Source organism: Nonomuraea sp. NBC_00507 (assembly GCF_036013525.1).
GTDB lineage: Bacteria > Actinomycetota > Actinomycetes > Streptosporangiales > Streptosporangiaceae > Nonomuraea.
The window spans coordinates 3,303,292-3,316,229 of record NZ_CP107853.1 but is presented as its reverse complement, the minus strand read 5'-3'; the positions used below and the strand labels follow the sequence as shown (position 1 = coordinate 3,316,229).

The 12,938-nt window shown below is 67.8% G+C and carries 15 protein-coding genes and 2 pseudogenes; 9 read left to right on the top strand and 8 right to left on the bottom strand.

The annotated features are described in order from the left end of the window. The first annotated feature begins 199 nt into the window (after positions 1-199). Positions 200-2,611, top strand: a complete 2,412-nt coding sequence (locus tag OHA25_RS16710; protein ID WP_327588487.1) for an FG-GAP-like repeat-containing protein — start codon at positions 200-202, stop codon at positions 2,609-2,611. A gap of 208 nt (positions 2,612-2,819) precedes the next feature. On the opposite strand, the gene OHA25_RS16705 is transcribed toward OHA25_RS16710, so the two are convergent. After that, a complete protein-coding gene (locus tag OHA25_RS16705) occupies positions 2,820-3,020 on the bottom strand; it encodes a hypothetical protein (protein WP_327588486.1) in 201 nt (66 codons plus the stop codon). Between the two features lie 217 nt (positions 3,021-3,237). Between OHA25_RS16705 and OHA25_RS16700 the strand changes: the two are divergent. Continuing rightward, positions 3,238-3,303: pseudogene (locus OHA25_RS16700) on the top strand (Bax inhibitor-1/YccA family membrane protein); the annotation flags it as partial. On the opposite strand, the gene OHA25_RS61380 reads toward OHA25_RS16700, so the two are convergent. From OHA25_RS61380 to OHA25_RS16690, 4 genes are all read right to left on the bottom strand, one after another. Next, the gene (locus OHA25_RS61380; RefSeq protein ID WP_442942191.1) at positions 3,276-3,833 is read right to left on the bottom strand and encodes a DDE-type integrase/transposase/recombinase; all 558 of its coding nucleotides are present in this window, start codon (positions 3,831-3,833) and stop codon (positions 3,276-3,278) included. The pseudogene OHA25_RS16700 and the gene OHA25_RS61380 sit on opposite strands and share 28 nt — an antisense overlap. Further along, on the bottom strand, positions 3,811-3,993 hold the full coding sequence (locus OHA25_RS61375) for an IS3 family transposase (RefSeq protein WP_442942190.1): 183 nt from the start codon (positions 3,991-3,993) through the stop codon (positions 3,811-3,813). The genes OHA25_RS61380 and OHA25_RS61375 overlap by 23 nt, the downstream gene beginning before the upstream one ends. A 242-nt stretch (positions 3,994-4,235) precedes the next feature. Beyond that, complete coding sequence (locus tag OHA25_RS16695; RefSeq protein ID WP_327588485.1) at positions 4,236-4,799, bottom strand: DinB family protein; 564 nt, start codon at positions 4,797-4,799, stop codon at positions 4,236-4,238. A gap of 89 nt (positions 4,800-4,888) precedes the next feature. Continuing rightward, positions 4,889-5,062 carry a DUF397 domain-containing protein gene (locus tag OHA25_RS16690; protein ID WP_327588484.1) on the bottom strand — a complete coding sequence of 58 codons (174 nt, stop codon included), beginning with the start codon at positions 5,060-5,062 and terminating at the stop codon, positions 4,889-4,891. A 657-nt stretch (positions 5,063-5,719) separates the two neighbouring features. Here OHA25_RS16690 and OHA25_RS16685 point away from each other — a divergent pair. From OHA25_RS16685 to OHA25_RS16660, 6 genes are all read left to right on the top strand, one after another. Continuing rightward, positions 5,720-6,928 carry a L,D-transpeptidase gene (locus OHA25_RS16685; protein ID WP_327588483.1) on the top strand — a complete coding sequence of 403 codons (1,209 nt, stop codon included), beginning with the start codon at positions 5,720-5,722 and terminating at the stop codon, positions 6,926-6,928. Between the two features lie 52 nt (positions 6,929-6,980). Next, on the top strand, positions 6,981-7,190 hold the full coding sequence (locus OHA25_RS16680; protein WP_327588482.1) for a hypothetical protein: 210 nt from the start codon (positions 6,981-6,983) through the stop codon (positions 7,188-7,190). Positions 7,191-7,243: 53 nt separating this feature from the next. After that, the gene (locus tag OHA25_RS16675; protein WP_327588481.1) at positions 7,244-7,861 is read left to right on the top strand and encodes a DedA family protein; all 618 of its coding nucleotides are present in this window, start codon (positions 7,244-7,246) and stop codon (positions 7,859-7,861) included. After that, on the top strand, positions 7,845-8,930 hold the full coding sequence (locus OHA25_RS16670; protein ID WP_327588480.1) for a sensor histidine kinase: 1,086 nt from the start codon (positions 7,845-7,847) through the stop codon (positions 8,928-8,930). Before OHA25_RS16675 ends, OHA25_RS16670 begins: the two co-directional genes overlap by 17 nt. Further along, positions 8,921-9,565, top strand: a complete 645-nt coding sequence (locus OHA25_RS16665) for a response regulator transcription factor (protein WP_327588479.1) — start codon at positions 8,921-8,923, stop codon at positions 9,563-9,565. The genes OHA25_RS16670 and OHA25_RS16665 overlap by 10 nt, the downstream gene beginning before the upstream one ends. A gap of 78 nt (positions 9,566-9,643) precedes the next feature. Then, positions 9,644-10,720, top strand: coding sequence for a serine hydrolase domain-containing protein (locus OHA25_RS16660; RefSeq protein WP_327588478.1), 1,077 nt, complete (start codon positions 9,644-9,646; stop codon positions 10,718-10,720). A gap of 195 nt (positions 10,721-10,915) precedes the next feature. Here OHA25_RS16660 and OHA25_RS16655 read toward each other — a convergent pair whose 3' ends face one another. The 3 genes and pseudogenes from OHA25_RS16655 to OHA25_RS16650 form a co-directional block, all read right to left on the bottom strand. Further along, positions 10,916-11,836, bottom strand: coding sequence for a hypothetical protein (locus OHA25_RS16655; protein WP_327588477.1), 921 nt, complete (start codon positions 11,834-11,836; stop codon positions 10,916-10,918). A 69-nt stretch (positions 11,837-11,905) separates the two neighbouring features. Continuing rightward, positions 11,906-12,007, bottom strand: a pseudogene (locus OHA25_RS61370) (hypothetical protein); the annotation flags it as partial. Beyond that, a complete protein-coding gene (locus OHA25_RS16650) occupies positions 11,989-12,210 on the bottom strand; it encodes a hypothetical protein (protein WP_327588476.1) in 222 nt (73 codons plus the stop codon). The pseudogene OHA25_RS61370 and the gene OHA25_RS16650, both read right to left, overlap by 19 nt. Positions 12,211-12,290: 80 nt before the next feature. Between OHA25_RS16650 and OHA25_RS16645 the strand changes: the two genes are divergently transcribed. Then, the gene (locus OHA25_RS16645) at positions 12,291-12,932 is read left to right on the top strand and encodes a TetR/AcrR family transcriptional regulator (RefSeq protein ID WP_327588475.1); all 642 of its coding nucleotides are present in this window, start codon (positions 12,291-12,293) and stop codon (positions 12,930-12,932) included. Positions 12,933-12,938 lie beyond the last annotated feature (6 nt).

The following is a 12,938-nucleotide window of genomic DNA, read 5'->3' as shown; positions in this document are numbered from 1 at the left end:
CGTGAACCCCTTCAACCGTCACGGTCGGCCTCAGCGGCCTATCGGAAGCTTCCGCGACAGCTCATCACCGGAGGTTTTGATCATGGGTTTATCACCGCGCTGGGTGACGCTGGGCGTCGCCGCGGCGATGACAGCGTGCTTATCGGTAGCTGTCGGCCCAGCGCCAGCCAGCGCATCTGCGATCTCGCCTCCATCGCTGGTGGACAACGGCATCTACCCCTACCCTGGGGCGGCGGAGATCCTGGCGGCGCAGAACGTCAGGCTGATCTCCGGCGACGGCCACATCCTGTTAGCCGACTGCGCCACGCCGGCACAGGGCGACATCGGCCTGCTGAAGGTCTGGACCACTGACGAGGCCATCGGCGCTGACGGAATCGGCCGGGTCTGCTTCAAGGTGACCGCATCCTCCGGCGTACTGAACCTCGAAGTTCCGGGCGTGTTCGAGATCCGCGGCGACGGCCAGCGTGAAGGCACCGGTCACCAGGTGACCGCGAAGCTGCGCAGCGACGACGGCGAACAGCTCACCGTCGACGTGGATCCGGACGGCAGCACTCAAGTGGGTCTGGGCGCAGACCCGGATGCGTCGCCGACCATGCTGCTGCACCTACGTGCCGGCACCGGCCCCGCGCCGGGCACCGGCGAGCACACGGCGGTCGGCAAGCTCGCCACCGTCGGCCGCGAGTGCACCGCGACGCTGGTCGCACCACGCTGGGCGCTCGGCGCCGCAAGCTGCCTGGCCACCGATCCGAACCAGCCCCAGCTCACCGAAGGCGCGCCGGCCAGCGCTACCTATGTCGCGTTCCCCGGAAAGGCCGGTGTCAAGGTCGACTGGCTGAGCCCGCGTGCCGGCCGCGACGTGGTCCTGGCCCGGCTGACCACCCCGGTCGAAGGGATCACCCCGATCCCGGTGGCCACCGCCGCTCCCACCGGTGTCGAGCTGTCCACCGTCGGCTACAGCCGCGCCGGCATGACGGCCACAGACTGGACGACCGACCAACAGCGCAGCGCGCAGGTCACCTTCACCGGCGCCACCGCCACGACACTATCCACCGCGGCCGGACCGCTGGTGTGCAGTGGGATGGCCGGTGCCCCTGTCCTCAACGGCGGCAAGATCGCAGCCGTTCTCAGTCAGGCGGGCCAGGCCGGATGCCCTGACACCGCCGGGAGCGACAGCGCCCTCACCGCCGCCCGCACTGACGATCTCGCGACCTGGGTCAACGCCATCACCACCGCCGTGGCCGACCACACCTGGACCCTGGCCGACCTGCCCGCCACAGCCACTCCGGGCACCGCCGTCAGCGCCAGCGCCGACAGCGCCTTCACCGGAACCGGCCTCCCGCTGACCGCCACCGCCGGCGCGACCTGGAAGACCGGCGACACCTTCAGCCCGGCCGTCGAACTCAACGGCACCACCGGAACCCTTTCAGCCAGGGGGCCCGCCGTCGTCACCGACGCCGACTTCAGCCTCAGCGCCTGGGCCAAACCCGCCGCCGGTGGCACCGTTCTGTCCCAGGACGGCGTCAACACCGCCGGCTTCAAACTCTGGGCTGAGAACGGATCCTGGCGCTTCGCCATGAGCCGATCCGACGTGGCCAGTCCCGTCTGGGACACCGCCATCGCACCCGCGGGCAGTGCTCCGGCAGGTGTCTGGTCACAGGTCGCCGTGACCTACAAGGCCGCCACCGGCGTCGCGATCCTCTGGGTCAACGGACGGAACGTCGCCAGCGTGAGGCACACGGTGAAGTGGAAAGCCGCCGGCGCACTGCGCGCAGGCGCGCACAAGACCGGCGCCGCAAGCCTCGGCGGCCACTTCAAGGGCGTCCTGTCCACTCTCCAGACCTGGAACCGGCTTTCACTCACGCCCGCGCTGAACAAGCACGACTTCGACGGGGACGGTCGTAACGATGTCATCATCACCGACGGAGCCGGTGACCTGTGGATGTATCCGAACCAGGGCGGCTCGGGACTGACCACCGTCAGCGTCAGCAACAGGGTAAAGATCGGCAGCGGGTGGGGTTCCCTGAGATGGGTCGTCACTGACTGGGACGCCGACGGCCTTGCCGACGTCGTCATGTCAGGCTCCGACGGCGTTCTGTGGATGTATCCCAACCAGGGCGGATCTCTGTCCTCCAGCGGCAAGAAGCAGATCGGCACCGGCTGGGCCAACTACGTCCACGCCGCAGGCAACGCCAACAGCACTCCGCACGCCGACCTGTTCGGCATCAACAAGAGCAACGGCGCGCTGTATTACTACCCCGACGGGGGTGGCAAGACCCAGATCGGCACCAGCGGCTGGACCGACTTCCGCATCTTCCCCGCCGATTTCAGCGGCGACAACCGCGCCGATGTCATGGCGATCGACCCCTCGGGCGAGCTCTGGTTCTATGCCAACACGAGCCAGAACGGTGTCACTCTTGCCGGCCGTACCCAATCCGGGACCGGCTGGAGCAATTTCAAGGTCGCGGCCATGGATCTGAGCGGTGACGGCAAGACTGACCTGGTCGCCCTCGACGGCAGTGGCAATCTGTGGGTCTATCCCGGCAATGGCAGCGGTCGCTTCGGCAGCCGCTCCCAGATCGGGGTCGGCTGGACCGTCACCGCCATCGGCTGACACGCGCAATTCGGTGGGCTGGACGTCGGCGTACAGCCCACCGATCTGTTGTACGGCCCGAGCAACTCCCGGACGTCGTCAAGGCCAGACCACAGTGCATCGAGCCGGGCGCCCCGGTCTGCAGAGCCACTTTGCCCCTCCACTTCGAGTATGTGTCGTGGCAGTGCCGGAGTGTGGGGTCGCGTCGTGTCGTCACCGCACGCCGGTTCTATGCCGGGTTGGCTTGCCCCTCCGCCAGCGTGAGAGTGCAGTAGTGCAGGATGCGCCCTGTCGTGTCCCTCGCCCCGTCGATCCGGCCCCGATTCAGCCAGATGAAGCCGGCGTTGGCCATCGTGCGCAGGACCGCATCGTCGGAGGACGCGGCCCGGTTCAGCGCGCGGACGGCGCTGACGGTGTAGCGCCGGGACAACTCGCGGTCGCTGTTCGATCAGCGGGCCGATCCCCACGAACGGGAGCCAACCGATCAGGGCGGCGTAGCCGCAGCCGGCGACCCCGGCACGGGCGAGCGTGCCTGGTCGCCGTGGTGGCAGGGTCCGGTGCATCCTTGAAACCGAGCACCCTCGTCCCCAGGAAGAGCGCAGGTCGAGGATGCCATCGCCAACGGTGCTCCGTAGAAGGCGGCCTGGCTTGCCGCGTTCGGTCTCACCACGACGCTGGTGTGGCTCTACCTGGAGGTACTGCAGGTATTGACGATCTTCAGGAGCGACAACTGATCACACGGATGACTGGCGGACGAGGACGGTTTTCGCGTCGCGTTCGCCTTCCCGGTCTCTCCACGACGAAGGACCCAGTTCTGGACTGAACACTTTCGAGAGCGTTTCAGGTCCAGCGCCGTCTTCTCGTACCTCTCCTCGCATGATCCCGACGGCACTCCGGGCTTCCGCAGTTCGCCATCCGGCAGTTGCGGGAAGCTGATCGCGGGCGAACTCCAGCCGGCCAGGCTCAGAGCCTGCCCTGACCGGGAGCCGTGAGAACGCCGAGCTTGCCCCGCATTCGTGTTCGTAGTCGATCGGGCTCTTGAAGTCGCACACGCTGTGTAGCCGCTGTGCATGATGACCCCGGCCAGGTCGCCGCCGCGGGTCGCCGCGGCCATGTGCAGCGCGGCCACCACCAGCGACGCGTCATGGTGGGCGCCCATCGCATAGCCCAGCACACGGCGCGAGAACAGATCCAGCACCTGGGCCAGATACAGCTTGCCCTCACCCGTGTTGATCTCGGTGATATCGCCGCACCACCCGGGCGACCAGGCCCAGCTCGACCATCAGCTGCGCGACGGTGTTCACCGAGATCCGCCAGCCCGCGCGGACGAGCTCGATGAAGATGCGCGGCGAGCCATAGGTGCCGCCGGACCGGCGGTAGATCTTCTCGATCTCCTCCGCCAGCCGCTGGCGCCGCTGCTCACGCTCGGTCGGGGCGCGGTTGCCTTGCAGTCGCTGATCGCCCCGACCACGGCGGCCGGGTCCGCCTCAGCTACTTCACCCACAAGGCCATGCTGAAGCTTCGCCAACTTCGAACATGCAAGTAGAAGGGCGGTTAAAGATCGTGAAGCCTCGCGGCGGCAGCAGCCATGGAGCGTCACGGAGTCCAGTAAGTTTCCGAAGCTCGATCGCCGGTTACCGAAAAGTCATATTCGGCGCGGTACGGCTCCGTCCTGCCAGCGGTAGAGGTCGCGCAGCAGAGAAATCTCGGCACCGTGATGGATCAGCTCCCTGTTGACGTGCAGGACGATGCCCTCCATGGGAAACCGCTCGGGCCCCACCGTGGGCGGATTGTCCAGGTCAGCGTCCGAGAGCTCGCGGACCCCCGCGTTCCATCTCCCATACATCTCATCGAGCTGTTTTAGCGCCTCGTCAGCGGTCCCCGCGTAGGCGAACGTCTGGAAGTCGACGTCCTGGCCGCCGAAGTGCCATTCGACCCGATAGCCCAGGCACGAGACGATGATGTGCGCCAGCCGCCAGGCAATCGTGGTCACCGGCGCCGGCACCGGGTCAGGGGACGCGAAGTCCATCGTCCACTCCCCCGAACCTGCCGACATCGGTGCGGCCGACGTGCCACGTGGCCGGATGCTCCAGCAGCCGCGCACCGGCTCCCAGAAGTACTCCTCATCGGTAAGACCGTCCAGCCGCGGCCGGAGGTTCTTGCGCCAGTGCCGGTCCAGCTGCTCCGCGAGCCGCTCGCTTCTTGTCATTTCCGCACCCTACAGACGACGAAGACCTGGCTGCGACCCTCCCGGACGCCGTCGACGGCCGTGGGCCGCGACCTGCGTATCCCAAGCGCTCAGCGTTTGATCTCCTCCAGAAAGTAGGCCCACTGCTCCGGCTCGAACCGTAGGACCGCTCCACCCCTGTTCTTGGAGTCCCGTACCAAAACGGCCGCGGGGTCGTTGTCGGCCACCTCGACGCAGTTGTCGGTCTTCGTGTACGAGCTGGTGCGCCAGTTCGGATCGATCATGTGCTGTGACCTCCTTGATTGGTCGGCATCCTGTCGAAGTGCTGAAAGGCAGCCCAGATCAGATCTCGGACCTCGCTGTCAGTACGCCCTTGGCTATCGTCCCGGTCTGCTCGTCGTTGCAGATGCCGGGCATCTCCCCGAACGCGGCCAGTACACCGGGCAGCCCTGGGTGGTGGGCGTGCTTCGGGGTGAACGCGGTATATGGCGTGGTAAGCGGCGATGAAGGCGCCATTCGCGGTGCCGATAGGTTCGACGTACACCATGGTCAGGCGCTCTTCGAGGGCTGGCATCCGCATGTATTCCCAAGAGATGCCACGCATACGGGGCCGGTGGCCGCAGATGTGGTACCGCTGGGCGAGGTCGGCCACGGATGGTTGGTCAGTCGGGCTCGCGATTCGCCGGTCAGGCTGAGAGCCAGACGACATGGGCCACATCCACACGTCGCCGGAGCCGCTCACGGGGCGCATCTCGGGTGAAGAAGTTCGCCGCAAGCGTGCCGAGCTCTCCAGGTCTCGCGTTGATGGCGCCACCTCGAAGTCGGCACCCCGCTCGGGACAGCCACTTTTGACGATCTTTGCCAGCTCCCGAATGTGACCATTCACCACTAAGGGCAATAAAAGCGACAAAGCGGTCACCCTCGGACGAAGGGAGTCGCTCGTGGAGCGGATACCGTATGGATCGGCCGGCCTGCTGGCCTTGGCGCTGCTGACGGCATGCTCGGACGTCCCTGCCGGGAGCGGCAGGGACGGGGTCGCCATGGCCGGTGGAGGGGCCCGCGGGGCCTCCGTGTCGTTCTCGCCGCAGGACAAGACATCCAATGTGCCCACCGAACAGCCCATGGTCGTGGCCGTCCACGGGGGCAGGCTCACGAGCGTACGGGTGGACGGCGGCAAGTCCGCCTCCCTCAAGGGCGTGCTGAGCGGTGACGGCACCCGCTGGCGCAGCATCGGCACCGCCCGCCCCGGCACCGCCTACACGGTCACCGCCGTCACCGAGGACGCCGCGGGCAAGCAGAGCACGAGCACCAGCACGTTCACAACGGTCAAGGGCAAGGAGACGTTCGACATCGAGACGATCACCCCGAACAAGGACGACACGGGGTTGACCGTGGGCGTCGGCATGCCCATCATGATCGCCTTCGACAAGCCGGTCACCGACCGGGTATCGGTCGAACGCAACCTCATCGTCCGCAGCTCCAAGCCGGTGGAGGGGGCCTGGCACTGGTTCGACGACCAGCACGTCGACTTCCGGCCGCAGAAGTACTGGCCCGCGCATACGAAGGTGCGGGTGGAGGCGCGGCTCGCGGGCGTCCGCGGCGGGCCCGGCATGTACGGCAAACGTGACGTCACGCTCAACTTCAAGATCGGCCGATCGCAGATCACCAAGGGGAGCACCGACGAGCACGTGCTCACGGTCCGCCGCGACGGCAAGAAGGTCCGCACCATGCCGATGAGCGCCGGCCAGGGCGGGCAGTGGAAGTACTACACGACCTCGGGCATCCACCTGGCGATGTCGCGCGAGCCCGTCACCGTCATGACCTCGCCCGGGATCGGGCCCGGCCAGCCCGGCTACTACCAGCTGACGGTCTACAACACCGTGCGCATCTCCAACAGCGGCGAGTACGTGCACAGCGCGCCCTGGTCGGTCGGCTCGCAGGGCAACTCGAACGTCAGCCACGGATGCGTCAACATCAGCCCCGACAATGCCGTCTGGTTCATCAAGAACACATTGATCGGCGACCCGATCATCATCACCGGCTCGCCGCGCAAGCTCGAGCCCACAAACGGCTGGGGCCACTGGCAGGAGAACTGGAAACAATGGCTGAAGTGGAGCTCCCTGAAGGCCGGCCCCACGATCAGCTTCTGATACCCGCACACCGCCGGTAGGTCTAGCAGACACCAGATCTACCGGCCCGACGGTGATCCTGCAACAGCGCCTGCCCGCCAACGTCACCGCAGTTGCCAAGTCGGTGCGCCTGCATGTCGCGCCGCCGCTGTGCCCGCTCGGGGTGTCCCCGGCAGACTTCGGCCACAGCCCGGACCTCATCGCCCGTGCCCGCAAGACAAGGCGGCCCAAGGTGAGGCTCAGCCAGGTGGGCCTCGGCAACTGTGGTTTCCCGCACCCTTGAACGGCCATCTGCCTCATGGTGGCCATACCCTGATCATTCGTAGCCTCAGACGCATGACGGATTGGCTGATTGACCTGATGGAAATGCTCGGCGCGCCGGGAGCCGGCATCGCGATCGCGCTGGAGAACCTCTTCCCGCCCCTGCCCAGCGAGGTGATCCTGCCGCTGGCCGGTTTCACCGCCTCCCAGGGAGAGATGAACCTGCTCGCCGTACTGCTGTGGACCACCGCCGGTTCGGTGATCGGGGCGCTGGCGCTGTACTGGGTGGGCGCACTGCTCGGCCGCGAGCGCACGCTGGCCCTCGCCGCCCGGATCCCGCTGCTGAAGGCCTCCGACATCGCCAAGACCGAGGCGTGGTTCCTCAAGCACGGGCGCAAGACGGTGTTCTTCGGGCGGATGATCCCAATCTTCCGCAGCCTCATCTCCGTCCCCGCCGGGGTGGAGCGCATGCCACTGGGCGTCTTCACGCTCCTGACCACGGCCGGGAGCCTGCTCTGGAACACCGTCTTCGTGCTGGCAGGCTGGACGTTGGGCGAGAACTGGTCGCTGGTGGAGGCCTACGTCGGCGTGGGCACCAACACGGTCATCGCCACGGTGGCGCTGGCGGTGCTGGTCTTCGTGGGCGTGCGGCTGGTTGATCGGCGCAAGGGGCGGCATGCGCTTGGCGGCTAGAGGACTGAGGCTCGTCGGGGCGGTGGCGGCCGGCGCGGTAACCGCCCTCGTGGGGTTGCTGTTCGTCCTGCTGGCGGCGCCGTTCGCCGACCGTCCCGCCGTACGGACGGCGGTCGGCTGGCTGACCCGGCTCGAGCTGCGCCGGCTGCGCCTGGACCTTCCCGGCAGAAACGAGGACGGCGAGCTGCGTTACCTGGCCGCCCGGACGCTCGTGGGCCTGCTGGGCGGCATGGTGATGCTGCTGCTCGTGGTCGGCCTTGGCGCGGCGATCATGCTGGCGTGGTCGTGGGGGCGCGGGGAAGCGATGGACGGCATGCTGCCCACCCCGCCGCTGCTGGCCTACGCGTTGCTGGCGGGCTCCGTTCTGCTGTTTTTGGAGGTGTGCGGTCTGGTGGGGGTGGAGGCGCTGGAGCGGAGGCTGGCCGTACGGCTGCTCGCTCCCGATCCGACTGAGGCGCTCCGGCGGCGGATCGACGAGCTGACCGTGAGCCGCGCCGGAGTTGTCGCGGCCGTCGACGCCGAACGGCGCCGCATCGAGCGTGACCTCCACGACGGGGTGCAGCAGCGGCTGGTGGCGCTGTCCATGCTCGCAGGACGCGCCCGCCGGGGCCGTCCCGAGCTGCTCGAACAGCTGCACGAGCAGGCCCAGCAGACGCTGGGGGAGCTGCGTGAGGTGGCCTGGCGAGTCTACCCGTCGGGGCTGGACGCGCACGGGCTGGCGGAGGCGCTGGCCGGGGTGGCCGAGCGGGCCTCGGTCGCGGTCAAGGTGACATGCGAGTTGCCGGAGCGGCTTCCGGCGGCGGTGGAGACCGCCGCCTACTTCGTGGCCAGCGAGGCGGTGACGAACGCCGCGAAACACTCGGGGGCCACCCTGGTCACCATCGAGGTACGTCAGGAAGGCACCATGGTGATCGTGCGAGTGGAAGATGACGGAACGGGCGGAGCCGACGCCACCGGCGGCGGGCTGACCGGGCTGGCGCAGCGGGTGGCCGCGTTGGACGGCCGGCTCACCCTGACCAGCCCGTCCGGAGGGCCGACCGTGGTCGAAGCGGGGTTGCCGTGCGCGTGATGCTGGCCGAGGACTCGGCCCTGTTGCGGGAGGGCTTGGTGCGGCTGCTGAAGGAGGAAGGCCACGACGTCCTGGCCGCAGTGGGCGACGCCGACGCGCTCCTGGAGGCGGTGACCGGCGAGAGACCCGACGCGGTGGTGGTCGACGTACGGATGCCGCCCACCCACACCGACGAGGGCCTGCGCGCCGCCCTGGAGATCCGGCGGCGCTGGCCGGAGGTCAAGGTGCTGGTGCTGTCGCAGTACGTCGAGAAGAAGTACGCCACCGAGCTGATGAGCGGCAGCATCGACGGCGTCGGCTACCTGCTCAAGGACCGGGTGGCCCAGGTCGGCGACTTCCTGGACGCGCTGGAGCGGGTGGGCGCGGGCGGGACGGCGTTCGACCCCGAGGTGGTGCGCCAGTTGCTCGCGCGCACCAGCCACGCCGACCCGCTGGCCCAGCTCACCGCACGCGAGCGCCAGGTGCTGGAGCTCATGGCCCAGGGCCTGACCAACGCCTCGATAGCCCAATCCCTGCACGTGTCGCAGAGCGCGGTGGAAAAGCACGTCAACGCCCTGTTCGACAAGCTCGCGCTGTCGCACACCACCGGCTACAGCCGCCGCGTCCTGGCGGTGCTGCGCTACCTCGGCTCCTGAGCTGCTGCGGTTTTCCGCAGGTGGGGTCGGTGGCGCACCTCATTCTGCGGCGAAGTCGATCTCCGTAGCGTTGAGCCCATGATGCAGACGATGATGAACGTGCTGGTAGCGGCGGCCGTGGCGGCGGGCGGTCAGGGCGTGGACGTGCGTGGCGACCTGGAGAAGATCGTGGCGGGCGGCGGAGCGACGGCGGCTCTGGCGAGGGTCTCCGACGGCGAGCGCACCTGGACGGGCGCTGCGGGCGTACGCGACATCGAGCGCGGGGGACGGCCTTCGCCCCACGGCTACTTCCGGATCGGCAGCGTCACCAAGACCTTCGTCGCGACCGTGGTGCTCCAACTCGTGGACGAGGGCAAGGTGCGGCTCGACGACCCCATCGAGGCGCACCTACCCGGCCTGGTGCCGGGCGGCGAGCAGATCACGGTCCGTCAGCTCCTCAACCACATCAGCCACCTGTACGACTACATGAGCGAGCCCGGATACTCGACCAACCGCTGGCGCGGCGACGCCCGGTTCCGCTCTTACCAGCCGCGCGAGCTGCTCAAGGTGGCCTTCACCAAGAAGCTGCCCGACGACGGCACATGGCACTACTCCAACACCAACTACGTGGTGCTCGGGCTGCTAGTGGAGAAGCTGACCGGCAACCCCTACGGTGAGGAGGTCGAGCGCCGCATCCTGCACCCGCTGAAGCTGCGCCACACGCTGGTGCCGGGCAACCGGGCAGGGCTGCCGTCCCCGCACGCCAAGGGATACGAGCCGCTGCCCGAGCTGGTGGACGCCACGCGCATGAACCCCTCGCTGGACTGGGCCGCGGGCGAAATGATCTCAACGACGGCCGACCTGGAGCGGTTCATGTCGGCGCTGCTCGGCGGCAAGCTGATCAGCAAGAAGTCATTGCAGGCGATGCGTACGACGGTCGAGACGGGGGCCGGGTTCGGCTACGGGCTAGGGCTGCAGGCCTACAGGCTGCCGTGCGGGACCGTGTGGGGGCACAGCGGGGAGCTGATCGGCTATCTGACGTTCGCGTTCCGCTCGGACTCCGGCAAGTCGATGACCCTGTCGATCAACCCCTCGACCCGCAACCCGTCCACCGAGGAGGTTATGGGCATGGCCGTCAAGGTGTTCTGCGGGACGGCGGACCAGCAGCGCAGCTGATGGTGCCACCGGCGACGGGCAGGCGGCGACCTGCGCCAGGGCATGCGCTGCCTCCCAGATCGTCTGGCGGAGCGCGGCGCGGACCCGTCCGGGCGCTGCGCGGCGGTCCCGGCCTGCGTAACGACACCGTTCCGCAGGCACGGTAAATCGCAAACACCGGTAGCCCGGGCGGTGGCGCAGGGTTGGGTGATGGTTTCAGGCGTTCGCTCGGCGGAGACGTTCGGCTGCTTGTGTCCAGAACGCTTTGCCGGAGACTGCGGTGTAGCCGTGGAGTGCTTCCCATCGGATGTCGTGGGCTGCCGGCCACAGGCTAGCCGCCCACGCGATCTGCTGCTCTTCGGCGGTGAACAAGCGGGCCCGAGAGTCCTGATAGGCGGCCAGGAACGCCTCGGTACTTTCGATCGGCGGCAGGGTGGCCGGTCCCATCTTGGGGAAGACTGCACTCGCGGCCCCCACCAGGGCAGCTTCCGGTTGCCATGCCAGGCTGTCCCAGTCGTGCACCGTCCACACCTGTTGGTCGTGCCACCGGAGGTTATGTGCCTCGAAGTCGGCGTGGCCCAGCACGCAGGGCAGGTCAGCGGCCAGCAGTCGCCGACGGGCCCTGTCGGCTGTGTCCACGACGTAGGTGGGTACGAGACTCTGGTCCTTTTCGTCGAGTGACTCGATCGACGGCCACAGCCCGGGATCCGTGTGATCCCACCGCACCCAGCGCGGATTCGGCAGCGGCGGCGTGACGGCGAGGTCCATCAGTGCGGTCATCAGCCGGGTGAAGACCTCTGCGTAGCGCACAGCGATGTCCGGCGCGTCTCCGCGCAACACCTCTCCTCCAGGGCGGAATTCCTCCGCGTGCACGGCCAGGGGACCGACACCGACGACCGGCGTGAGTGGGCGGGCGCAAGGGAACCCGTTCTCGGCCAGCCGGGCCTGTGCTGTAACACATGACCCCGCCCGGCCGTCGTCGTCGCGGGCCTTGACCACGACGTCCGTACCGCCGGCCAACCGGAGACCGAACACCGTCGACATCGATTGTTGTCGGAACAGCACGTCGGCGGGTTGGTCCCCGAGATGGTCCAGGCACCACGCCGGTAGCCAGTCCGGCAGATCGTCAAACGGCACAGTGAAACTGTGCCATAGGCACCCGAACGCGCCGGATGTCGCCTGAGCCGCAGTGTTGGGTCCCGACAGTTAGCCACGACCAAGCGCGCGACCCCCACGAGATCGGGCCGAGTTGATCGGCGACTGCTCGGGAGCCAATCGGTAGTCCGGGATCAGAGCGCGACAGCCGGCTGCCTTGGCAAGATGCGCGGCGACTTTCCGGTGGCTGTCTTCGAGCCGCTGACGATTCCGCCGCCGTGGAAGTAGACCAGCACCCGATTGGTGTCACAATCCACAGGGTTCGCCCAGATCGCCGGCAAACCAGCCGCGGCCTTCTCCCTGTATGTCACGTCGGTCGGCTCCGCGGCCAGGCGGTAGATCCCGTCCGACGCCACGCAGGTCGATCCCTTGGGTTGCCGGATTTGGTTGGTTAACCAACCTACGCGCCCGGTTACGTGGTGTCTATGCTGGGAGTGTGGTGACTGACTCAACGACACTTGGCGAGGCAGCCTCGGTCCCGCAGCCGGGCAAGCGCGAGCGGCTGGTTGCCGCAGCGTGCGAGCTGGTGCATCGCCAAGGCGTGGCGCATACCACGCTGGCGGACATCGCCCAGGCTGCGGACATGCTGGTAGGCAACCTGTACTACTACTTCAAGACGAAAGACGACATCGTCGCCGCCATCGTGGACACGCACGCACACCAGCTCACCTCAGCCCTCACCGAGCTGGAGGGCCGGCATCGCAGCCCCAAGGCCCGCCTGAAGGCGCTCGTGGGTGTGCTCGCCGAGCGGCGGGAGTCGATCGCCCACTATGGCTGCCGGTACGGGACGCTGGGCTCGGAGCTGGCCAAACGAGCCGAAGGACCAGATCCACTCGCCGCCCTGCTGATGCGGATCCCGCTCGACTGGGCCGAGCAGCAGTTCCGTGCCATGGGACGACGCGACGCGCATGACCTGGCAGTCGAACTGGTTGCCTCCTACCAGGGCAGCGCCGTGCTCAGCAACGCGCTCGGACAACCTGAACTGATGGCCCGCCAGGCACGACGGCTCAAACGATGGATCGACACGCTGGCAACATCAACAGACCCGACCGGAAGACACATTGGAGAGAAAGGCTGACCCCAG

What these genes read in the sequence shown, in the direction of transcription:
- OHA25_RS16695 (WP_327588485.1), bottom strand. Translation starts at nt 4,799, where the DNA reads ATGACAAGAAGCGAGCGGCTCGCGGAGCAGCTGGACCGGCACTGGCGC.
- OHA25_RS16690 (WP_327588484.1), bottom strand. Translation starts at nt 5,062, where the DNA reads ATGATCGATCCGAACTGGCGCACCAGCTCGTACACGAAGACCGACAAC.
- OHA25_RS16675 (WP_327588481.1), top strand. Translation starts at nt 7,244, where the DNA reads ATGACGGATTGGCTGATTGACCTGATGGAAATGCTCGGCGCGCCGGGA.
- OHA25_RS16660 (WP_327588478.1), top strand. Translation starts at nt 9,644, where the DNA reads ATGATGCAGACGATGATGAACGTGCTGGTAGCGGCGGCCGTGGCGGCG.
- OHA25_RS16670 (WP_327588480.1), top strand. Translation starts at nt 7,845, where the DNA reads ATGCGCTTGGCGGCTAGAGGACTGAGGCTCGTCGGGGCGGTGGCGGCC.